At 47.5% G+C, this 20,828-nt stretch carries 22 protein-coding genes and 1 pseudogene; 15 read left to right on the top strand and 8 right to left on the bottom strand.

Annotated features, from left to right (window positions below; genetic code table 11):
- Positions 1-88: 88 nt before the first annotated feature.
- Positions 89-616: a hypothetical protein gene (locus FGL10_RS04835; RefSeq protein WP_138251429.1), complete on the bottom strand. Its 528-nt coding sequence runs from the start codon at positions 614-616 to the stop codon at positions 89-91.
- A 137-nt stretch (positions 617-753) separates the two neighbouring features.
- The gene (locus FGL10_RS04830; RefSeq protein WP_003708759.1) at positions 754-1,530 is read right to left on the bottom strand and encodes a tRNA threonylcarbamoyladenosine dehydratase; all 777 of its coding nucleotides are present in this window, start codon (positions 1,528-1,530) and stop codon (positions 754-756) included.
- 217 nt (positions 1,531-1,747) lie between these two features.
- Between FGL10_RS04830 and FGL10_RS04825 the strand changes: the two genes are divergently transcribed.
- The 3 genes from FGL10_RS04825 to FGL10_RS04815 all read left to right on the top strand — a co-directional run bounded on the left by FGL10_RS04825 (position 1,748) and on the right by FGL10_RS04815 (position 4,578).
- Positions 1,748-2,212, top strand: coding sequence for a universal stress protein (locus FGL10_RS04825; protein ID WP_003713854.1), 465 nt, complete (start codon positions 1,748-1,750; stop codon positions 2,210-2,212).
- Between the two features lie 218 nt (positions 2,213-2,430).
- On the top strand, positions 2,431-3,159 hold the full coding sequence (gene rph / locus FGL10_RS04820; RefSeq protein ID WP_003708765.1) for a ribonuclease PH: 729 nt from the start codon (positions 2,431-2,433) through the stop codon (positions 3,157-3,159).
- 201 nt (positions 3,160-3,360) lie between these two features.
- Positions 3,361-4,578, top strand: coding sequence for an aspartate kinase (locus tag FGL10_RS04815; RefSeq protein WP_036469608.1), 1,218 nt, complete (start codon positions 3,361-3,363; stop codon positions 4,576-4,578).
- Between the two features lie 390 nt (positions 4,579-4,968).
- On the opposite strand, the gene tdfH is transcribed toward FGL10_RS04815, so the two are convergent.
- From tdfH to FGL10_RS04785, 5 genes are all read right to left on the bottom strand, one after another.
- Entirely contained in the window at positions 4,969-7,734 is a 2,766-nt protein-coding gene (gene tdfH, locus FGL10_RS04805) for a TonB-dependent zinc piracy receptor TdfH (protein WP_036469611.1), read from the bottom strand.
- 283 nt (positions 7,735-8,017) lie between these two features.
- Entirely contained in the window at positions 8,018-8,578 is a 561-nt protein-coding gene (locus FGL10_RS04800; protein WP_003708778.1) for an rRNA large subunit pseudouridine synthase E, read from the bottom strand.
- 7 nt (positions 8,579-8,585) lie between these two features.
- Positions 8,586-8,798, bottom strand: coding sequence for a hypothetical protein (locus FGL10_RS04795; RefSeq protein WP_138251428.1), 213 nt, complete (start codon positions 8,796-8,798; stop codon positions 8,586-8,588).
- A gap of 15 nt (positions 8,799-8,813) precedes the next feature.
- The gene (locus FGL10_RS04790) at positions 8,814-9,008 is read right to left on the bottom strand and encodes a YbdD/YjiX family protein (RefSeq protein ID WP_002212918.1); all 195 of its coding nucleotides are present in this window, start codon (positions 9,006-9,008) and stop codon (positions 8,814-8,816) included.
- Entirely contained in the window at positions 8,998-11,079 is a 2,082-nt protein-coding gene (locus FGL10_RS04785; protein WP_003708782.1) for a carbon starvation CstA family protein, read from the bottom strand. Before FGL10_RS04785 ends, FGL10_RS04790 begins: the two co-directional genes overlap by 11 nt.
- Positions 11,080-11,685: 606 nt before the next feature.
- Between FGL10_RS04785 and FGL10_RS04775 the strand changes: the two genes are divergently transcribed.
- Entirely contained in the window at positions 11,686-12,066 is a 381-nt protein-coding gene (locus FGL10_RS04775) for an MliC family protein (RefSeq protein WP_003708787.1), read from the top strand.
- A 132-nt stretch (positions 12,067-12,198) separates the two neighbouring features.
- Here the strand turns inward: FGL10_RS04775 and FGL10_RS04765 are convergent, their stop codons facing one another.
- Positions 12,199-12,693, bottom strand: coding sequence for a contact-dependent growth inhibition system immunity protein (locus tag FGL10_RS04765; protein ID WP_003708790.1), 495 nt, complete (start codon positions 12,691-12,693; stop codon positions 12,199-12,201).
- A 202-nt stretch (positions 12,694-12,895) separates the two neighbouring features.
- On the opposite strand from FGL10_RS04765, the gene FGL10_RS04760 reads away from it, so the two are divergent.
- The 11 genes and pseudogenes from FGL10_RS04760 (at position 12,896) to FGL10_RS04710 (ending at position 20,676) form a co-directional block, all read left to right on the top strand.
- Positions 12,896-13,111, top strand: coding sequence for a hypothetical protein (locus FGL10_RS04760; RefSeq protein ID WP_003708791.1), 216 nt, complete (start codon positions 12,896-12,898; stop codon positions 13,109-13,111).
- Positions 13,108-14,457: a replication initiation factor domain-containing protein gene (locus FGL10_RS04755; RefSeq protein WP_003711552.1), complete on the top strand. Its 1,350-nt coding sequence runs from the start codon at positions 13,108-13,110 to the stop codon at positions 14,455-14,457. The genes FGL10_RS04760 and FGL10_RS04755 overlap by 4 nt, the downstream gene beginning before the upstream one ends.
- Before the next feature lie 20 nt (positions 14,458-14,477).
- A complete protein-coding gene (locus FGL10_RS04750; protein ID WP_003711554.1) occupies positions 14,478-14,789 on the top strand; it encodes a hypothetical protein in 312 nt (103 codons plus the stop codon).
- A gap of 17 nt (positions 14,790-14,806) precedes the next feature.
- Complete coding sequence (locus FGL10_RS04745; RefSeq protein WP_003711556.1) at positions 14,807-15,010, top strand: hypothetical protein; 204 nt, start codon at positions 14,807-14,809, stop codon at positions 15,008-15,010.
- Between the two features lie 83 nt (positions 15,011-15,093).
- Positions 15,094-15,312, top strand: a complete 219-nt coding sequence (locus tag FGL10_RS04740; protein ID WP_003711558.1) for a major capsid protein — start codon at positions 15,094-15,096, stop codon at positions 15,310-15,312.
- 10 nt (positions 15,313-15,322) lie between these two features.
- Positions 15,323-15,598 carry a hypothetical protein gene (locus FGL10_RS04735; RefSeq protein WP_036475115.1) on the top strand — a complete coding sequence of 92 codons (276 nt, stop codon included), beginning with the start codon at positions 15,323-15,325 and terminating at the stop codon, positions 15,596-15,598.
- Positions 15,599-15,726: 128 nt separating this feature from the next.
- On the top strand, positions 15,727-16,038 hold the full coding sequence (locus FGL10_RS04730; protein WP_003711827.1) for a DUF1132 family protein: 312 nt from the start codon (positions 15,727-15,729) through the stop codon (positions 16,036-16,038).
- A complete protein-coding gene (locus tag FGL10_RS04725; RefSeq protein WP_080718813.1) occupies positions 16,019-17,503 on the top strand; it encodes an IgG-binding virulence factor TspB family protein in 1,485 nt (494 codons plus the stop codon). The genes FGL10_RS04730 and FGL10_RS04725 overlap by 20 nt, the downstream gene beginning before the upstream one ends.
- 1 nt (position 17,504) lies before the next feature.
- Entirely contained in the window at positions 17,505-17,792 is a 288-nt protein-coding gene (locus FGL10_RS04720) for a DUF2523 domain-containing protein (protein ID WP_003711497.1), read from the top strand.
- 2 nt (positions 17,793-17,794) lie between these two features.
- On the top strand, positions 17,795-18,850 hold the full coding sequence (locus FGL10_RS04715) for a zonular occludens toxin domain-containing protein (RefSeq protein ID WP_036475113.1): 1,056 nt from the start codon (positions 17,795-17,797) through the stop codon (positions 18,848-18,850).
- An 860-nt stretch (positions 18,851-19,710) separates the two neighbouring features.
- Positions 19,711-20,676, top strand: a pseudogene (locus tag FGL10_RS04710) (IS110 family RNA-guided transposase).
- Positions 20,677-20,828: the final 152 nt, after the last annotated feature.

Genomic DNA, 20,828 nt, shown 5'->3' with positions numbered 1-20,828 from the left:
GATGTTCAGACGGCATTATAACGGCTTTTAAATGCAAATGTTTTGAAAAGGAGCAGGTTGTGAATACGGTCTTGCTAAAACCTCTTAATTAATATAAATGTCTGAATTTTAAGTTTCTTGAGACAATATAATCAGTACTGGCTCTATCTATATAACCAGTAGCTTCTTTTACTTCAATATTATCTACATTACCGTATATTACAGGTAGCGACCCATAAATGATAAATTTATTCCCCAAAATTTTTTTACTAATTGATATATCATCTTCCATAAGTAATTCAGCGTAATTTTTAGCTCTTACTTGAAATCTAAACAATATTTTTCCTGCGTAAATTCTCGCATATGTGGGAGAGTTTATACCATAATCTTTGTATAGATGAACAATAGAAATACATTGTTTATCTATGCAATAATAAGCTACTTTTTGTTGGTCAAGATAACGGCAATATATGTAATACATACTGTAAAGTATTACCACTAATAATGTAAAACTTGTTCTTAGGATACATATTTTGCGACAACGTATCTTATGGTATATACCATATACTACAAAAAATATCGGAATAAGTATTAGTAATAAAAATGAAAAAATAACTAAATTATTAACGAATTCCATTAAATAGCTCTCCGATACTTGGTATATTATTAGGAATCATATATTTTGTGTTATTTTTTATCCGTATCCTTTGTTGTCCTAAATCATAACCATAGTTTGTTCAAATGCCGTCTGAATCCTGTTTCAGACGGCATTGCTTATTTTTTGCCCGCGATGTGTTCCACCGCCGCCTGTGCGCAATATAGCCCGAACGAAGCGGTAACGAGCATGCTTGCACCGTAGCCGGCGCACGACAAGCCCTGCGGTGCGGCATCGGCAGAACACGCCGCACCCGATTGCGGCGGTGTGATGTTTTCGGTTGAGAACACGCACGGCACGCGCATTTTTGCTTTCGTATCGCGGCTGAAGCCGTAGCGTTTCCGTAAGGTATAGCGCAGGTTGGCAAGCAGCGGGTCGTGGGTTACGCGGCTTAAGTCGGCGGTTTGAATCAGGGCGGGGTTTTTCTGCCCGCCCGCGCCGCCGCTGACGATGAAAGGCTGCCGGTTTTCCACAAAATAAGCCGCCATTGCCGCTTTGACGCGCACTTGGTCGATCGCGTCGATGACGAAATCAAAACCTTTTCCGAAGTATTCCGGCAAATTGTCTTCGGTAACGAAATCTTCAATTTCAAATACTTCGCATTGCGGATTGATTTGTGTAATACGTTCGCGCAAGGCGGTAACTTTTGCTTTGCCGAAGTCGCCGGTCAGGGCGTGCAGCTGGCGGTTGACATTCGATTCGGCAACGTTGTCCAAATCAATCAAAGTCAAACGCCCGATGCCCGTCCTTGCCAAAGCTTCGACAGCCCAAGAGCCGACTCCGCCTACGCCGACTACGCAGACGTGGGCATCGGCAAAGTGTGAGAGTGCTTCGTCTCCGTAGAGCCGCGCAATGCCGCCGAAGCGGCGCGAAAGGTTCAAACCGGTGCCGGTCATAAGTCAAATCCTGTAAGGTTGCATCAAATGAAGCGTAAACGGAAGCCGGTGGGAAACGTCCTACCGTCCGACGGCGGCGTATTATACTGTAAAGCGGCCGGGCTGTTCGGCTGTTGTATAAAACCCGGCGGCGGGACTATAATGAAACGGCGCAGACAGCCTTTGCGCGAACCTGATGAAACGGCGCCGCGAGGCGGTGCAAAAGGAGGATACGATTATGTACAAACATTTGGTCGTTGCCGTCGACGGCAGTGAAACGTCCATCAATGCCCTGAAACACGCCGCCGAACTTGCCGGCGTCAACAATGCGCGCCTGACTTTGGTGCACGTTGCCAATCCTGCCGAATATATGGCGCTTGCCCCCGAATTTTTGCAACACGAAAGCTACGAAGCCGCCGCCGTCGCACAAGGCAACGAGGTTTTGGACAATGCCGAGAGGATTGCCCGCGAACTGGGTGTCGGAAATACGGTCAAACACCTCTTGGTGGCGAACAAAGGCGCGCGCGAAATGGCGCAGGATTTGGTCGATTATGCCGATGAAAACGGTGCCGACCTGCTGGTGTTGGGCACGCACGGACGTACCGGGCTGATGCACCTTCTGATGGGCAGTTTCGCCGAAACGGTAATGCGCCAAAGCCACCTGCCGCTTCTGATTATCCGCAGCAAAGCCGAAGAGGCGTAAAGTTTCCCCGTCCGTCCGCCTTAAATGTGATTTCTTCATATTTAAGGCTTTTTGATTTTTTCGCTTGTGTTTCCGTCATCCGCCGGTTCGGCTTATGGGCAAGGCGTTTGTTTTCTGCCCGGTCGGAAATCTGTTTTGGCAGATGAAAAGTATTTTCCAACCAGCGGACGGCCCGGCATTGCATTGGAACACAGCCTTTTTTGACAAACGGAGCAACCGTGTCCGATTACATCCGCACCTCACGCGCCGCCGACAGCCTGCGCGATATCAAAATCACCCCTCATTTCCTGCCGCATACGGACGGTTCGTGTCTTATTGAATGCGGTAATACCAAAGTTATCTGTACCGCTTCCGTGGATGAAAATGTCCCACCGTTTTTGCGTGGTAAAAACCAAGGCTGGGTAACGGCGGAATACGGGATGCTGCCTGCGTCCACCGCTTCGCGTATGCGCCGAGAAGCCTCGGCGGGCAAACAGTCCGGGCGCACGCAGGAAATCCAACGTTTGATCGGGCGTTCGCTGCGCGCGGTCGTGGATATGGAAAAACTCGGCGAACGACAAATCTTGATTGACTGCGATGTGATTCAGGCAGACGGCGGTACGCGCACGGCTTCGATTACCGGTGCGTTTGTCGCGCTGCACATTGCCGTCGGAAAGCTGATTTCAGACGGCATATTGACCGAAAATCCGATTCGTGAGGCCGTTGCCGCCATATCCGCCGGCATAGTCGGTGGTGTGCCGCTTTTAGATTTGGATTATCCTGAAGATTCCGGTTGCGACAGTGATGTGAATATCGTTATGACCGCATCGGGGAAAATCATCGAAATACAAGGTACGGCGGAAGGCGCGCCATTTAGTTTGGAAGAATTGGGCAAATTAATCGGTTTGGCGGAAAAGGGGATAGGGGAGCTGCTGCGTTATCAGCAAAATGCGCTGTCCGCCGTCTGATTATTGTCCGTATGCCGTCTGAACGCTCTTCAGACGGCATTCCGCCGCCCCGGCGGAACAAGTGGCATTTGCATGAGAGGCTTCGGAAAGGGGCGGAGAAATCTTTGCCCGTCCTTGAACTCTGTATCAAAAATAGTAATAATAAGCCCTTTTCCAGCAAATATGCTGCCCGACCAATCCCTACACAAGAAAGCACGAAACATGGCGTTAATCGTACACAAATACGGCGGCACATCCGTAGGCTCGCCCGAACGCATTAAAAACGTGGCCAAACGTGTCGCCAAAGCCCGCGCCGAAGGACACGACATCGTCGTCGTCGTATCCGCTATGAGCGGCGAAACCAACCGCCTGGTCGCGTTGGCGCACGAAATGCAGGAACACCCCGATCCGCGCGAATTGGACGTGGTTTTGTCCACCGGCGAACAGGTTACCATCGGTCTTTTGGCAATGGCGTTGAAAGACATCGGCGTGGATGCCAAAAGCTACACCGGCTGGCAGGTCGCCCTCAAAACCGATACCGCCCACACTAAAGCCCGCATCGAAAGCATTGATGACGAAAAAATGCGCGCCGACCTCGCCGATGGCAAAGTCGTCATCGTTGCCGGCTTTCAAGGCATCAGCAGCGAAGGCGACATTTCCACGCTCGGACGCGGCGGTTCCGACACTTCCGCCGTTGCGCTTGCCGCCGCGCTCAAAGCGGACGAATGCCAAATCTATACCGACGTGGACGGCGTTTACACCACCGACCCCCGCGTCGTACCCGAAGCGCGCCGCATGGATACGGTTACATTTGAAGAAATGATCGAACTGGCCAGCCTCGGTTCGAAAGTTTTGCAAATCCGTTCAGTAGAATTTGCCGGAAAATACAAAGTGCGCCTGCGCGTACTGAGCAGCCTGCAAGACGGCGGCAACGGCACCTTAATTACCTTTGAAGAGGACGACAATATGGAAAGAGCTGCCGTAACCGGTATCGCATTCGACAAAAACCAAGCCCGCATCAACGTGCGCGGCGTACCCGACAAACCCGGCGTCGCCTATCAGATTTTGGGCGCGGTCGCCGATGCCAACATCGAAGTCGATATGATTATCCAAAATGTCGGCAGCGAAGGCACAACCGATTTCTCTTTCACCGTACCGCGCGGCGATTACAAACAGACTTTGGAAATCCTGTCGGAACGCCAAGACAGTATCGGCGCGGCCTCTATCGATGGCGACGACACCGTGTGCAAAGTCTCCGCAGTTGGTTTGGGTATGCGTTCGCACGTCGGCGTAGCCGCCAAAATCTTCCGCACGCTCGCCGAAGAGGGCATCAACATCCAAATGATTTCAACCTCCGAAATCAAAGTTTCCGTATTGATTGATGAAAAATACATGGAACTGGCAACCAGGGTATTGCATAAAGCCTTTGATTTGGGCTGATGTTTCACGGTTTGAAACGGACAACGGCACTGCCTTTATCGGGCAGTGCCGTTTTGTCTGCCGTCTGAACGTTCAGACGGTATATTTTGACTTTGGAACAAAAAATAAAATATCCTAAAAAATTAGCTACATATGACAAATTGAAATAGAAAATTCATTTTCACGGGCGAGATTAAAGTTTCAGGATTTATTGAACTTAAGCGAAACTCAAAAAACGGCTTCTCTACGTGGGGATGATGGGGTAAATCAAACAAAAATAATGGCTTTTTTGAGTTGCTGGTACGATAAAACGGATTGGATGGTGCGTTTGGGGAAACAAATGCCGTCTGAAGGGCTTTCAGACGGCATTTTGACTTTTTTTTGCGGTTTTCCACAAAACGCCGGCTGCCTTTAAAACTTGTAGCTCATCGTCATCAAAAAGGTGCGTCCGCGTGCAAAATTGGTCAATACGCTTTTGCTTGTGCCGCCGTATTTGCCGTTGCACAACGTTTTATCAGCATTACACGTTACTTCTTCGTCCTTGTCTTTCGGGTCGAACGAGCTGTAATAACGCTGCGTTGCCGCATCATTGCCCGCATCGAGCGGATCGATATAACGCCTGTCGAACAGATTTTTGACTTCGGCGCGGAAAATAAGGTTTTTCTTCGGCTCGTAAGCGGCGTAAAAATCAAAAATCAAAGGCTGGCGGGCAAGGGTTTCGGTTTGTTTGATGGAACGCTTGCCCAGTTGCCGGAAATTGCTGGTATTTCCCCCATTGGTGCCGTCGATATAGCGTTCTTCAGCCGTCGCGCGGATGCTCTTGCCGAAATAGCGCATTGCGCCGCCCAAAGTCAGTTTGTTGCCCAACCAGCGCGTACCGACTTCCAAACGTCCGTAATCTCGCGGCAGGGCGGAAACCCTGCTCAACCCATAACCTTGTTTGAGTTGGTCTTCTTTGGACGCATTGTTGGGCAATTCGCTCGCATCGCTGAAGTTGGTCGGTTGCGTGCTTTTTTGATAGGCGTAAGAAAGGTTGGTGAAAAAACGCCCATAATCGTAATTCAGCTCCAACTCAAAACCGTGTTTGTGCACTTTGTCTTTGAAATTGCGATGTTGGATGGTGTAGGCAAGCCCGGTGCTGCTGACCCAGCTCGGAATATTCCCGTTCAAATCCCACCATTTCCCGTAAACGTTGTGGATGTAGTTGTCGATGCGGCTGCGGTAGCCGACCAGTTTTAATCCTAATGTATCATCTTGTTTTAACAATCCTTTTTTATAGGTATTGAAGCCTAATTGCCAAGTGTTTGCGCGCTCTGGCTTTAAGGCGGTGTGAACGCCGGAGTCGCCGATTTGGGAAAAATACATTTCTTGGATGTTGGGCATACGGTGTGTGCGCGAATAGCCGACGAACGGCATGAAATAATCGCCGAAGTCCGCACTAATGCTGACCGAATGGTTGTTGGCGCGCTTTTTGCCGTATTTTTTCAATACGGGTTCATAAAGCCCGCAGCTCGGATCGCAATGTTTCTTGTATGCCGGCGAGTTTTCTCCGAATGCCCGCTTAAATTCGTTTTCCGAGCTGTAATAGCCCGTATATTCGCCGCCGAAACGGTAGTTGATTGTATTAGTGCTGTAGTTTAAGCGGTAAATGTCTTTTTTGAGCGCGGCATCGAAGTAGAACGTGTTGAAATATTGGTTGCCGGCCGGTTGGACGATGGTGGATTTTTGGGGCAGCAGCCCTTTATCGCCCTTAAACCGCCCCAAATAGGAATAAAGCCCGTTGTCCTGATCCGGCCCGTCGAAAAACAGCCCCAATTCTTCAGGAAAGCGGTTTTTGCCGTATTCGTTGTGGAAATAATTGAAGCCCAAAGTGGTTTGCAACTCGGTTTCGCGGGGCAGCCGGAAGGTGACGGTGTTGTTGAGGTCGAGGATTTTCGCGTTGTTGTAGGTTTCAAAATCCTTTAAAAGCCCCCAGCCTGTAAACTTTGCCCCTTTCGGATATTTCTGCCTGCCCGAATTGTAGGCTGCGGTCAGATTGAGGTTGGCATACGGGTTCAAAGACAAACCGTAATTGAACTGATAATTGCGGTTGATGATTTTGCGGCTGCCGATTTTGGTGTTTAAATCGCGAAATTGCGCCGTGTATTTATTGAATACGCCGTCGTATTCCAATTTAAACAGATTGCCTGCCGACTGCTGCTTCAGGCTGGACGGATCGATGGGGGTAATGTCGTATTGCGGTGCCAGGTTTTCCCGCCAGTCTTTATCTTGGTCTTCGATGTATTTTTTCAGTTTCTGGGGGTCTTTGTATTGTTTATAGTAACTGGTTTTCCAGAATTGCCTTTGCAAATCGCGTTCCCACTTTCCGCTGTCGGAATTGAATTTCAACCCGCCTGTTTGTACAAAATATTGCTGCTTGCGCCGTTCCAGATATTCTGCGCCAAAATTTCCGATGTGCTGCCCGCCGCCGCCCACGCGGTAATTTTGCGCCACGCTGCGCCTGCTGTACCCGTAAAGCACGCCGACAGATGCTCCGCTTTCCAGCCATTTGCGCGCACCTATCGCCGCCATCGCATTACCTTTGGTTGAATTGGTGCCGGTCAGACCTTTTAGCAGCAGACCGTAGGTATTATTGCCCTGAACGACGTCATCCACGCCTAAAGTCCGCAAGTTTGCCGAACCGGCAAGGCTGTTGATGCCTGCCGAGCCGCTGAAGCTGCCTTTGACGACATCCAGTCCGGCAATAAAATTGCTGTCGACAGATGCACCGAATTGAGATGAACCGCCTGCCCTGCCCGCGTCGGTCGAAGTCGAATAAAAGGTTTGCGTGATACCGTCCACCATCGTATTGACCCGCCCGAACCCGCTGTCGCCGCGAATATTCAAAGACACAATGCCCGAGCTTTTATCTTGCTGTGTAAACGCACCGGGTATGCTGCGGACGATGGTATCGAGGTTTTCGCCGGATTTGAACACATCCTGACGGGTCGATACGGCGCGCGCATCGGTAAACACTTTTTTGTCTTTCGGTACGCGCTTCGCCTTGACGTGCACATCTTCCAAAACCTGCACTTGCGTGTTATGAGAATGCCGTGGTAAATCTTCAGCATAACTATGATATAACGTAACATTTAAAAGGCAAAAATAAATCGGTTTTAACCGAAAAGATGTTTTCATATTTTCCTCAACAATAAACAATCAGACAATTAAGAAATATATTAGCATTTTTTTCAGACGGCATAAACATCAAAAAAGTGTAAATTCGATATGCCGTCTGAAGATTTCAATCGGATATTTATCGTAAATTCAAATAAAAATTATATATCCTTATTTATTCTGTCATTCGCAAACAGACTGGAAACCGCTTGTTCGGTTTTACTTGCCTTGGATAAGTAACCGTAACATTAAAATTCCGGATTCCCACTTTCGTGGAAATGTGGAAATAATGAGATAAACGTGATTATGGTTTAAACGGGGCGTATGCCCATTCCCCGGGTCTCAAATCCAAATCAAACAGTTTCAGTCTGCCGCTGGCTACCCTGACCAGTCGCAGGCAGGGGTAGCCGGCTTTGGCGGTCATACGCCTGACTTGGCGGTTTTTGCCCTCGGAAATGGTGATTTCGATCCAAAAATCGGGAACGGTTTTGCGGACGCGTATCGGCGGAACGCGCTCCCACAAACGCTCGGCTTCGCCGGGATTTAAAACGCGGACGAGGGCAGGGCGGGTAACGAAATCGCCTAAGTCTATCCCTTTTCTTAGGCTTTCCAACCGGCTTTCGTCGGGCAATCCCTCCAGTTGCGCCCAGTAGGTTTTGGGATGTTTGAATTTGGGGTCGGTAATTTTTGCTTGAAGCCAGCCGTCGTCGGTCAGCAGAAGCAGCCCTTCGCTGTCGGTGTCGAGCCGTCCGGCGGGGTAGAAGCTGGGCAGATCGATGAAGTCTTTGAGGCTTTTGTGTTTTTCGTGCGGTGAAAATTGGCAGATAACGCCGTAGGGTTTGTTGAAGGCGATGAGGTTTTTCATGGTTTGTTTACCGGCATTTCATTAAGGGTTGCAAATCCGCCTTTCGGAGCGGCGGCAACAGGGGCAGGAAGGGGCAACACCCTGACTGTGCCGTATGGTTATTTTTGTGCGGAGAAAACACGGTTTGCCGACGGACGAACCTGCCCGATATGGCAGCTGTTTGGCTTGCGGGGCGGGGTTTCAGCATAAAATGCCGTCTGAAATCGGTTTCAGACGGCATTTGTTTCAAGCAGGCTTAACAGCAGCGTCCGCCGTTTGCGCCGCAGCGGCGCTTGCGGCAATAGTCTTGAAATTGCAGCTTGGTCATCACGGGGGCGTTGGGATTATGTTTGCGCTGCTGTGCAACGTAGTTTTCATAATCGGGCACGCCTGCCATCAAGTTTGCCGTCAGCTTGATGGTTTTCCACCAAGACGCGAGCTTATGCTTCACTTTGTGCCTCCGGCTGCTTGCCGTCGCGGTACACCGCCGGGATTTCTTTGGCGGTCGGCCAGCCGACTTTGCGTGCTTTGAGGGCGGTACGCACGCCGTAGATGGCAACGATGACGACGACTAAGAGGAACAATGCGGTCAAACCGGCATTAATCTTGTCGTTGAAGATGATTTGCGCCATTTCGCCGATGTCTTTGGCCGGCGCGAGGACTTCGTTTTTAGCCAATGCGTCGCTGTATTTGCCGGCGTGGGCGAGGAAGCTGACACGCGGGTCGCTGTGGAACAGTTTTTGCAGACCGGCGTAGCAGGTTACAAACAGTACGCCGACGGCGGGAACGAGTGCCACCCAGACATAACGGTCGCGTTTCATCTTAATCAGCACCACGGCACACATAATCAGGGCTACGCCCGCCAGCATTTGGTTGGCGATGCCGAACAAAGGCCAGAGCGAGTTGATGCCGCCCAGCGGGTCGGTTACGCCGGTGTAGAGGAAGTAGCCCCACAATGCCACGGCGAAGAAGGTCGCAATCAGGTTGGCGGGGATGGAGTCGGTGTTGCCGAAAGGTTTGTAGAAGATGCTGCCCAAGTCTTGAATCATAAAACGTGCGACGCGCGTACCGGCATCGACGGCGGTCAGGATGAACAAGGCTTCAAACAACAGGGCGAAGTGATACCAGAACGCCATCATCGCCTCGCCCGGAATCAGGCGGCTCATAATGTGTGCCATACCGACTGCGAGGGTAGGCGCACCGCCCGCACGGGAAAGGATGGTGTTTTCGCCCACTTCCTTAGCGGTGTGCAACAGGGTTGCCGCATCGACAGGGAATTGCAGCTTGGTGGTAATCACTTCGGCGGCGGTATTGGCATCCGTACCGATCAGGGCGGCTGGGCTGTTCATGGCGAAGTACACGCCGGGATCAAGCGATGCGGCAGCGGCAAGTGCCATAATCGCCACGAAACTTTCCATCAACATACCGCCGTAACCGATCATGCGGACGTGGGTTTCGTTTTCCAGCATTTTCGGCGTAGTGCCGGAGGAAATCAGCGCGTGGAAGCCCGAAACCGCACCGCAGGCGATGGTAATGAACAAGAATGGGAACAATGCGCCTGAGAATACCGGACCCGAACCGTCGATAAAGTGGGTTACGGCAGGCATTTGCAAAGCGGGATTGACGATGACGATACCCAAAGCCAAGGCCGCAATCGTACCGATTTTCAGGAAGGTGGAGAGATAGTCGCGCGGAGTGAGCAGCAACCATACGGGCAATACGGAGGCGACAAAGCCGTAAATCATAATCGCCCAAGTGAGCTGGATGCCGTCAAGGTCGAACCAATGCCCGATAGAACTTTTAGCCACATCTTCGCCGTAAATTACCGCCAGCATCAGCAAAATAAAGCCGACGATGGAAATTTCGCCGATTTTGCCCGGACGGATATAGCGCGTGTAAATACCCATAAACAGCGCAATCGGCATAGTGGCGGCGATGGTAAACGTACCCCAAGGGCTGTGAACCAATGCTTTTACGACAATCAACGCCAACACCGCCATAATGATGACCATAATCATCAAAATACCGATAGAGGCAATCACGCCGGGGACAGTGCCGAGTTCCTGTTTCACAATATCGCCCAAAGACTTACCGTCGCGGCGCATAGAGACGAACAAGACCATCATATCCTGTACCGCGCCGGCAAATACCACGCCGAAGATAATCCACAAAGTACCGGGCAGGTAACCCATTTGCGCTGCCAAAACCGGACCGACCAAAGGGCCCGCGCCCGCAATCGCGGCAAAGTGGTGTCCGAACAATACGCCTTTGTGCGTCGGAACGTAGTCCAAGCCGTCGTTGTGGCGTTCTGCCGGAGTCAGGCGGTTCGGATCGAGCCGCATTACGCGGTTGGCGATGTAGAGGCTGTAAAAACGGTAGGCGATGCAGTAAACGGATATGGCGGCGGTAACCATCCATACCGCGCTGACCTGTTCGCCTCGGCTGAGGGCCAGAGTGGTAAAGGATGCTAAGCCGACCAGTACCACTATGCCCCAAATGAGGAAGGTTTTGAGTGATTTCATCGTATTTCCTTTTTGGTTGAAACCCCGCCCCTTAGGGCGGTAGAACTAGACTTTATTTGGAAGGGGCGTAACCCCTTCCAAATCAGGACGACACATAGGGCGGTGCTTTATGTATCGTCCTGTGTGTTGAAACATCGAATAAATCCTTATCTCACACTGTCGGAATATGCCTGAACGGCAGGAAACGGCCAACCGCCTGCCGGCACGGGCACAAACCGGAGTCTGAATGATTGACGAAGTATGAAACAGTGCGCTTGTCGGGATTTGTGCCTTATGCCCGCATCGAACAGTGCAGGGATGCGCGCGCACAAAACGTTAAACGCCGAATATAATTTTAACGCAAATTAGCACACTGATAGCGGTTTTTACTTGGAATTTGGAAAAAATTTACATTCCTTCGGGCGGGCAGGCAGGTTCAGACGGCATCGTCAGGCAAAAGGCGGTGCCGGAATACGGGAAAGGGGCGCGCAATCCGGATTATTGATTCATCGCGGGTAAATTCCGGTTATCGGGCTTGTGTGTTTGCGCGTCCGTTTATAGTATGGCGTTGCCGCAGCTTGGAATCAGGGCGGTTGTTTCATATCTTATTTTTACTGGGGAGCTTTTATGAATATCAGGTTTTTCGCGCTGACCGTACCGGTTTTGTCTTTGGCGGCCTGTGCCGTGCCGGAAGCGTATGATGGCGGCGGACGCGGGCATATGCCGCCCGTTCAAAACCAAGCCGGCCCTGCCGATTTTCGGGCGTTTTCCTGCGAGAACGGTTTGTCTGTGCGCGTCCGCCATTTGGACGGCGGCAAAGTCGCGTTGCGGCTGGACGGCAGGCGTGCCGTCCTCTCTTCCGACGTTGCCGCATCCGGCGAACGCTATACCGCCGAACACGGTTTGTTTGGAAACGGAACCGAGTGGCACCAGAAAGGCGGCGAAGCCTTTTTCGGCTTTACCGATGCCTACGGCAATTCGGTCGAAACCTCCTGCCGCGCCCGCTAAACGGGGCAGCCTGTTTGAACCGCCGTCCGGATTTTTCGGGCGGTTTTTTGTGTCGGATTTGTTTTGGCCGTCGGCTGGTTCCGGCGGTTTTCGGGTGGGGCGGATTGTTTTTCGTTTTGTTCCGGGTTTATTCTATCGGCAGCGGCTCAATGCCAACTTTAAACCTGCTCCGATTTCTTCAGGGCTGTTATCCAATGATAAAATTACATCGTCTGCATCAATGGCATCCCACGCTTCCAGCTTGACATGGCGGCTCGGGCTGATTTTCAGGCAGCCGTTGTGCAGCCAAATATCCACGCTCATCATGTTTTTAAATAGGGCGCGTCTGGTTTTATAGCCCAAGTTCCCGCATAGCTTGGCAACCCAATCCTCATAGCGTTGCCGAAATTTTTCGGTATCAAAAAAATCTTGGTCTTCTGGACTGTCATAAACGAAAGTCCTGCTGTTTGCCAATGCTTGCAAGACCGTTGTGCCTAAAGTTTCATTGTCGGTATCCAATGGCAGGATATGAGGGGGATATAGGTGGTCTGGAGCATATCGCCCAAATCCTGACCATGTTTGAATAATCAAGGCTCTTTCATTTGCCTTATAGCCAGCCCAATAATCTTGTTCTTGTTTGAAAGTCATTTATTCGATCTCCGTAATTTTGACTGTAATGTTTAGATTTTTGCCATACTCTACCACACGTTGCAACTGCAATCTTTGCTCCTTATATATTGCACCCCATCAAAGGGCTGCATTACTTTTCTTATATATTGCACCCCATCAAGGGGCGCAAATCTTTACAAACGTCAAGCCCCTTTAACTCTGCCAGTGAAGGGGCTTTCTTATGTGCATCGCTTTTTATACCGTTAATCCCGATCAATACGAATACCAAAAATCACGCGCCTACATTGTGCGCATTTTCCTAAATGACGAAATTGTCGAGACAACAGTATTTCCTATTACAAACCCGCAAAACACATATAAAACAAGGCAAGAAGCCGAAGAATACGGCCGTCTGACTGTCAAGGCTCTTATGGATAAGCAGGAGAAAACCGCATGAGAGCCGAAGAGAGAGCAGAAACGGCGGGGGCGTGTGTGGGCGCGCCTTGCGCGCCGCAGACGACCCACGCCGTCGAATGCCCCCCTAGGCTAATAGGGGGGGAGCAAAAAAACCCTAATCTGCAGGGTGGGGAACAGCCCATAGAAATTCTTGAATCGCATCAAGTCGAATTTGAATATTTTTCCCAATACGTAACCGACGGTAAAGGCCGTCTGATAGAAATTCCGCTAAGACGCGGCAGGGAAGACGGTGCATTCATCGACCAGATCACATTTACGATACATGAGGAATCCATACCCAAAGTAACCCAAAAAGCCTATGTAACAGATGCCGAGTACCTCGCAAAGTACAGCGAATTGCTGCAGGAAATTCTAGGTTTCGGCATCAGTGCAAAACTGCCCTACAAAGGCAAATTTTTCTATAAGTCCTGCTATCAGCTCGGCCCGCAAAATGTTGAGTATGGCAAAGTCCACTACGGCGGCCAAAGAGAAACCATACTTGTAGAGCTGAACGGCACCGGCTGCACAGCAGCAAAACCCGGTTGGGAAAACAGGCTTTATGAATTTCTGCAAAAGTGTGTCCGGCCAAAAATAACAAGGGTTGACGTATCACATGATTTTTTCAATGGAGAGTACACGCCCCAGCACGCTTTAACCGACCACGATAACGGCCTTTTTGATTGCCATAACGTCCGCCCGAAAAGCGAATGTAAAGGCGTTGCTTGGAGACACGAAGACGGCAGCGGCAAAAGCTTCTACATCGGCAAACGCGGAAACGCCAAATACACAAGGATTTACGAAAAAGGCAAACAGCTAGGCGATAAATCAAGCCCGTGGGTTCGATTTGAAACAGAGTTCAGAAACGGAGATATAGAAGTCCCCATAGACATACTGATTCATGCCGGTTCGTATCTTGGCGGAGCGTATCCCGTCTGTGAACAGATATTCAAATGCGAAGCCAAGCGCATGGATTCAACGGTTAAAGAGGTCAATCTCACGTTTGAACACAAACAATTTTACGCAAGGCAGCAAGTCGGCAAATGGGTCAATTTTTTAAAAGACATCGGTTGGACGGCCGAAGATATCGTCAAAGACCTAACTAATGGCGTTGAAGGCTATCCCAAAGGTCTCCAGCCCGAAGAATACGACAGCAGCAAAGCCAGTGTTTTTTATATCCATGATGAGCAAAAAGCCATAAACGCCCTGAATATCGAAGTCTTAGAGTTTGAATTAAATCAGGAAAAGCAATACGAGTATCCGCAAGACAGGCATAAACAGCATGAGCGCGATTACGACAAAGAGCAGTATCAAATATCAGACCAGTTAGACTACTGGAAATATCTATAAATCAAAGAAAGGAAATACCCATGTTTGATCAATTACAAGTAATCAACTATCCCGCCACACTCTTGGGCGCAAAACAGTTTAAAGGTGAGATTGACGGCAACAAAATCGATACCTGTACCGTACTGGTAGCAACCCCTATGCCCGCAAACGGCAACAGCGTAGGTTTTACCGCCGCCAGCATGAAGTTTGGCGAAAGCCACAATTTCGATCGGCTGAAAAACCTCAAATTCCCCTGTTCCGTAAATGTAACCGTCGCAATGGAATCTACCGGCAAAGGCTTAGTACCCAAGCTGCTTGATTTTGAAGTGAAAGGCGCGGCGACCAAAGCCTAAGGCAGAAAGTCCGGAATATGAGCAGCTATCAGCAAAAATTTATTGTTCAGGAACTGGAAAACTATGAATTCATCTTCCCCAATCAGTTAGGCGATATTGGATTTACCCAAAATCTGAAAGAAGCCGGACAGTATGAAAACTATGAAGACGCATTCAATGCCGGATTAGAAGAGATTGGCGGACATTTTCAGATTTTCAGCTTATACATCAGAGAAGAATAAAAAGTTAACAGGCTCGGCGGGCGGTCTGTAAAACCTTCACAAAGCCCGCAAAACCATTTTTTTAACCGACTAAGGAAAAAATCATGAAATTCATGAATAACCTGAAAAAATACGGCGCGAAAATCGCCGCTTTCGCAGCTGCTCCGTTCGCACTGGCAGCAAATACCTATGCAGCATTGCCCGAACCTGCAAAACAAGCATTAGAAGGCGCAAAAAATGACGGTCTGGAAGCCGGTTGGCTCGTTATCGGCGTATTCGCGGCACTGTTTGTGATCGCGATTGTAAAACGTGTAATGCGATAAGGTCGGCAAAATGTACTACCAAGTTGGAAATCAGTGTTTAGAGCAGCATCAGGCCGAAAACGTCTATTTCAGCTTGGTAGTACCTAAAATAACTGAAGACGGGAAAATCATAAAACCCGAATACAACGGCAAAGATTGGAAAATAGACGGCCAAATCATCAAGGCCGATTTACCTGAATGCGACCCGTCCGAAAACCTGAAAGACGGCATGTATATAGGCTGGCTGATTTTCGGAATCGCGGCATCCGTCTATTTCGTAACCGTGATTAAAAGGCTCTTGAGATGATGGATTTTTATTTCTATGTCGGTCTTTCCGTTCCGATCATCATCGCCGCCATCCTGTTCAAGGATTGATATTCAAAACGGTTAGGCAGATAATCCGACTTCCGAACAACAAAAAAGGAAGTTGAAATCATGTTTATTACTGAAGCGCAATTGGCTCTATATAAATACCAAGATGGTACTGAATATTTTAATAAAACTATGGCAGAAATTTTTTCTGTTGAATTGCTTAAATATTCTAAAAAACAACATTTTTATGTTGTCGAGTGTATATCTTGGTTTTTAAATAAAAAATTATCTTCCAATGTTTGGAAGATTTATTTTAATGATGAATCAGTTGCAATAATAAAAATATCTGATTTAAATAAATTGAGTAACTGTCGTGATATTGAGATACAAACATTCAATTTTGATATTAAACCTGATGCTATTTTCAGTTCCTAGTTATGCTGAAATTAGGAAGTATCCTATCGGAAATTCTAGCGTTAATTTAGAAATTAATCATAGTAAATCTGTAGTTACAGATTTCAGAGTAGATGGACAACGTTTCTCAGGTCGTATTATAGAACCGGCCATCATCGAACACTCTCCCACCGGACTCCGCTCCGCCTCCACTCTCCCCGCAACAATAGAAAGTACCGTCTCCCGCGCCGGAGTCTTGGCAGGGGTCGGCAAACTCGCCCGCTTAGGCGCGAAATTCAGCACGAGGGCAGTTCCCTATGTCGGCACTGCCCTTTTAGCTCACGACATTTACGAAACATTTAAAGAAGACATTCAGGAACAAGGCTATCAATACGATCCCAAAACCGATAAATTTGTAAAAGGCTACGAATATAGTAATTGCATTTGGTACAGGGTGGGAGATTACCCCCATGAAAAGTTGGTAAATGATTCCTGCTATGGCGTCGACAGTTCGACTATGCGCCTTATGTCAGATTACAGCAGATTCCCAGAAGTTAAAGAACTGATGGAAGCCAGAATGGAAATTCTCGGCAGAAAGTATTGGGAAAAGTTAAGAAATCGTCCTGATATGGTTAGTTACAAAAATTACAATTTCGGACCTTGTGAATTCGGCTGGAACGGCGGAGGTTGTTCAGTTCATAAAGGAGATGATTATAGAGGTTTTATCAATTTTTCACTTTCAAGAGATCCAAAATACAAAGAAGAAATGGATGCCAAAAAGCTGGAAGAGATTTTATCCTTAAAAGTCGATGCCAATCCCGACAGATTTATCAAAGCAACAGGCTTTCCGGGCTACAAGGAAGATGTCAAAATCGAAAACGGCAAAATCGTAATGCTCGGCCCCGTAACAGGCGAAGACGGAAAGCCCAAGCAGATAAAAATCACATTCGGCCAAGACGCACAAGGCAACACAACGGCATCGGTAGAAGAGATACAGCGTCCCGATCTCACACCCGGAAGCGCAGAAGCACCCGAAATCAAGCCGAATCCAGCGCCTACGCCCGAAACCAATCCAAAGCAAAAAGAAAACCCGCGCGAAGCAGATCAAGACAATCCCAAACCCACGCCCACACCGGGCGAAACACCAAGCCCGAACGAAAGCCCGAAAGATCGGCGAGAAGAAAAGAAACCAGACGGAAACGGCGGATTGCTCTGTGATCTCTTTCCTACAATCTTAGCCTGTGCAGATATGGGCGAACCTTCAGAAAACGATTTTGAAGGCATAGCCATACCCAAAGCCGTAAATGAAGAAACGTGGTCGCCCGATAACATGTTTTCGTCAAGCGGAGTTTGTCCGAAAGACAAAACATTCCACGTTTTCGGAAAAGCGTTTAACGTCAGTTATCAGCCATTGTGTATATTAATGGAAAACGTCAGATTTGCCGTTATCCTCGGTTTTATCATCATGTCCGCGTTTATCACATTCGGATCATTGAGAAAGGAATAAAATGCCGGCTGCTCTAATTCCATTAATCGCATTTCTGTTAAGAATGCTGATAGTAAAGATCATCATTGCAACAGGACTAACGTTTGTATCATTCGCCGGCTATATTGCCGCATTGAATAAATTCAAAGAATACTTTTTAAATGCGGCAAACTCCATGCCTGAAGACATTTATAACCTTCTACTGATAGGCGGATTCGGAACAGGTTTTAACTATCTTTTCGGTGCGTTCTCTTTTTGGGTAAGCATGAAAGCATTGAACAAACTGACAACAGTATTACCGAAAGGATAAAAATGATTTATCTGATTACCGGCAACATGGGAACCGGCAAAACATCAAAAGCAGTTTCAATGATTTTAAACAACGAAGACGGATTGTTTAAAATGAAACTCGAAGACGGAACAGAAGTAGATAGGCCCTTATATTTTTGCCATATCGACGGACTAGACGCAAAAAAGTTCAACGCACACGAACTAACAGAAGAACAAATCATGTCCGCGCCGCTAAGAGACATCATCCCTGATGGCGCGGTTCTGATAGTAGACGAAGCACACTATACCTATCCGGTAAGATCATCAGGCCGAGCCGTACCGCCTTATATTCAAGAATTAACAGAATTAAGACATCACGGCCATACGGTTATCATGATGACACAACACCCGCAGCAGCTTGATATCTTCGTTAGAAACCTGATATCCAAGCACATCCATTTAGAAAGAAAAGCATTAGGAACAAAACAATATTCGTGGTACAAATGCGTAACCAGCTTAGAAAATCCCGCAGCTGTTTCAAATACAGAATCGAAGAATTTCACACCGCCCAAAGAAGCATTTAAATACTACAAATCATCAAGCCAGCACATCAAATTTAAGAAAAAAGTACCGTTGGCCGTTTGGGCTTTAATTCTGATAATCGGATTTATCGGCTGGAAAATCTATACAGTTTATGGAATATCACAAAAAGCCATAAATCCAGAACAGTTTGAAACAACATCACAAGTTTCAGCATCAGAGCCGATAAATAAAGAAGCAGATTTAAATACAGCAGTACAATCACAAAAAATCAATCAGGATTTGAAAGCAGACGATTTTATCCCGACGTTGGCCGAAAAACCCGAATCCAAACCGATTTACAACAACGTCCGCCAAGTCAAAACCTATGAGCGTATCGCCGCATGTATCGAAGGCGGAAAAACCGGCTGCACCTGCTACAGCGATCAAGCAACACCGCTGGAAGAAGTAACAAAAGAAATGTGCAAACAGTACGCAAGAAACGGCCTACCCTTTAATCCATACAAAGAACAGGACAACAGCGCAAACAACGCGCAAAAAGCCCCTACAACGTCCTAAGCGGGCGCGAAGTTCGAGCCGCAAAGCGGCGCGGTTGTCGGCGCAGCGAATTAAGAAAGGCCGCTGCATGGCGGCCTTCTAATCGTGGGTTATTGACTAAACAGCATGAACACGGATAGAATAAACCGCGTATCTACCGATACAGTCAAATGCAGTTTTCCGAGGCTAACGGTAATTCGCATTTTAAAATTTCCTGTAAAGTTTAAAACTTGGCAGGAATGCAAAAATCCCCTAGTTCGCGCTCGGGGATTTTGCTTATCCCCACCGCTCTACAAATTGTCATATCATCAAATCTAAGTCATATCAATCTACCTTTCCGCGCTTGCCGCGCCTGTTTGAGTTTCAGAAACCTTTCCCAGCCCTTCAGGACGGAGGAGCTAGGGCGGGGGAAAATATCTAGCGGAATTGTTTTTTTTTACTGCTTTCAGTCCGGTTTTCGCTGAGGTATGGGGGGGCGTTTGACAGAGAACGGCCGATAAAAAGGTGCAAGGGGGAAGTTTTGTAAAGATTTGGAGTGCTTTTTTCCAAATCTTTATGAATACCCCCTTGCACCTTTTTATCGGTTGTTCTCCAATCGCACACAAACCCCATGCCTGCGAAAACCGGACTGAAAGCAGTAAAAAAACACAATGCAGCGGGTCGCAACAGCAATTTTTAAATAAACCAGCAAATACAAAAAATTAATTCATACGATTCTGATATACTTCAAACGTCTCGGAATAGCTAACCGACGACAAAGCCGCCGAACCTGATTACTTCCTAATCGCAAGATTGAAAGAAAGATAAGGACGGCGGTTTTCTTATGTTTGAAATTGAGAAACATCAAAGGCATTAAAGCCTGAATCGTAAGGAAAATTAACATGAGAAACGCAGTAGGATTAGACATATCCGCAAAAACATTTGATGTCGTTACCATAATCAACGGCGAAACCGATTACAGAAAATTCAGCAACGATGAACAAGGCTGCAAAAACCTGAAAGAATGGATATCGGCAAAAAGAGAAAAAGACATATACGTATGCATGGAAGCAACAGGAAACTACTACGAACAGGCCGCAGACTGCTTGGCCGAAGAATACCACGTATCAGTAATAAACCCGCTAAAAATCAAAGCCTATGCACAAAAGCGATTCAGCAGAGTCAAAAACGACAAACAAGACGCAAAACTAATCGCAGAGTTTTGCCAAACAGCATTAATAGAAGAGCTGCCAAAGAGAGAAAAACCGACTGAATAGCAATACAGCTTGAAAAGACTGCTATCACTTCAAAGCCAACTTTTAGAACAACAGACATCGCAAAAAAATAGAATCAAAGCAGCAAAAGATTCATTTGTACAGAAAATACATGAAAAACAGCTAAAAGAACTTGAAAACCATCTAAATGCAGTAAAAAAGAAAATCGACCAAACAATCAAATCAGACAAAAAAATGAAAGAGCTGACAAAACGGTTAGAGACAATACCGTCAGTAGGCAAAACAACAGCCATATCGCTAATGAGCTACCTTATTAACAGCACATTCGAAAACGCAAAGCAGTTTACAGCCTATGCCGGATTAAATCCGCATCAAAACATATCAGGGACAAGCGTCAACAAAAAAAGCAAAATGACCAAATACGGAAACCGAAGAATACGCGGATCCCTGTTCATGGCCGCATTAGTCGCATTCAAAAACAACTACTTTCCAGCATTCACAAACAGGCTGAAAAAAGCCAAAAAGCCCAAAATGCTGATCATCGGCGCATTGATGAGAAAAATTTTAGTCGTTGCATTTAATCTTTATAAAACAGAAACCGACTTCGATAAAACACGTTATCAGACGGCTTAGCTAACCGAACTGATAAAAACAGCAAAAGCGGATTGTAAAAAATCCGCTTGGATTTTTGTATTCCGAAAAAATGTAAAACTGAATAGCCAATAAAAACAACAAGATAATAAATTTACAATTTATTTTGTTTGAATAATAAAGAAACATCTTTC

This window comes from Neisseria lactamica, assembly GCF_901482445.1.
Taxonomy (GTDB): Bacteria; Pseudomonadota; Gammaproteobacteria; order Burkholderiales; family Neisseriaceae; genus Neisseria; species Neisseria lactamica.
This window is presented reverse-complemented; position numbering and strand designations above follow the sequence as displayed.

Excerpts from the sequence above, each read along its gene's own strand:
- FGL10_RS04835 (WP_138251429.1), bottom strand. The coding sequence starts at position 616 with ATGGAATTCGTTAATAATTTAGTTATTTTTTCATTTTTATTACTAATA.
- FGL10_RS04830 (WP_003708759.1), bottom strand. The coding sequence starts at position 1,530 with ATGACCGGCACCGGTTTGAACCTTTCGCGCCGCTTCGGCGGCATTGCG.
- FGL10_RS04825 (WP_003713854.1), top strand. The coding sequence starts at position 1,748 with ATGTACAAACATTTGGTCGTTGCCGTCGACGGCAGTGAAACGTCCATC.
- FGL10_RS04815 (WP_036469608.1), top strand. The coding sequence starts at position 3,361 with ATGGCGTTAATCGTACACAAATACGGCGGCACATCCGTAGGCTCGCCC.
- tdfH (WP_036469611.1), bottom strand. The coding sequence starts at position 7,734 with ATGAAAACATCTTTTCGGTTAAAACCGATTTATTTTTGCCTTTTAAAT.
- FGL10_RS04800 (WP_003708778.1), bottom strand. The coding sequence starts at position 8,578 with ATGAAAAACCTCATCGCCTTCAACAAACCCTACGGCGTTATCTGCCAA.
- FGL10_RS04795 (WP_138251428.1), bottom strand. The coding sequence starts at position 8,798 with ATGCCGTCTGAAACCGATTTCAGACGGCATTTTATGCTGAAACCCCGC.
- FGL10_RS04785 (WP_003708782.1), bottom strand. The coding sequence starts at position 11,079 with ATGAAATCACTCAAAACCTTCCTCATTTGGGGCATAGTGGTACTGGTC.
- FGL10_RS04775 (WP_003708787.1), top strand. The coding sequence starts at position 11,686 with ATGAATATCAGGTTTTTCGCGCTGACCGTACCGGTTTTGTCTTTGGCG.
- FGL10_RS04765 (WP_003708790.1), bottom strand. The coding sequence starts at position 12,693 with ATGACTTTCAAACAAGAACAAGATTATTGGGCTGGCTATAAGGCAAAT.
- FGL10_RS04760 (WP_003708791.1), top strand. The coding sequence starts at position 12,896 with ATGTGCATCGCTTTTTATACCGTTAATCCCGATCAATACGAATACCAA.
- FGL10_RS04755 (WP_003711552.1), top strand. The coding sequence starts at position 13,108 with ATGAGAGCCGAAGAGAGAGCAGAAACGGCGGGGGCGTGTGTGGGCGCG.
- FGL10_RS04750 (WP_003711554.1), top strand. The coding sequence starts at position 14,478 with ATGTTTGATCAATTACAAGTAATCAACTATCCCGCCACACTCTTGGGC.
- FGL10_RS04745 (WP_003711556.1), top strand. The coding sequence starts at position 14,807 with ATGAGCAGCTATCAGCAAAAATTTATTGTTCAGGAACTGGAAAACTAT.
- FGL10_RS04740 (WP_003711558.1), top strand. The coding sequence starts at position 15,094 with ATGAAATTCATGAATAACCTGAAAAAATACGGCGCGAAAATCGCCGCT.
- FGL10_RS04735 (WP_036475115.1), top strand. The coding sequence starts at position 15,323 with ATGTACTACCAAGTTGGAAATCAGTGTTTAGAGCAGCATCAGGCCGAA.
- FGL10_RS04730 (WP_003711827.1), top strand. The coding sequence starts at position 15,727 with ATGTTTATTACTGAAGCGCAATTGGCTCTATATAAATACCAAGATGGT.
- FGL10_RS04725 (WP_080718813.1), top strand. The coding sequence starts at position 16,019 with ATGCTATTTTCAGTTCCTAGTTATGCTGAAATTAGGAAGTATCCTATC.
- FGL10_RS04720 (WP_003711497.1), top strand. The coding sequence starts at position 17,505 with ATGCCGGCTGCTCTAATTCCATTAATCGCATTTCTGTTAAGAATGCTG.
- FGL10_RS04715 (WP_036475113.1), top strand. The coding sequence starts at position 17,795 with ATGATTTATCTGATTACCGGCAACATGGGAACCGGCAAAACATCAAAA.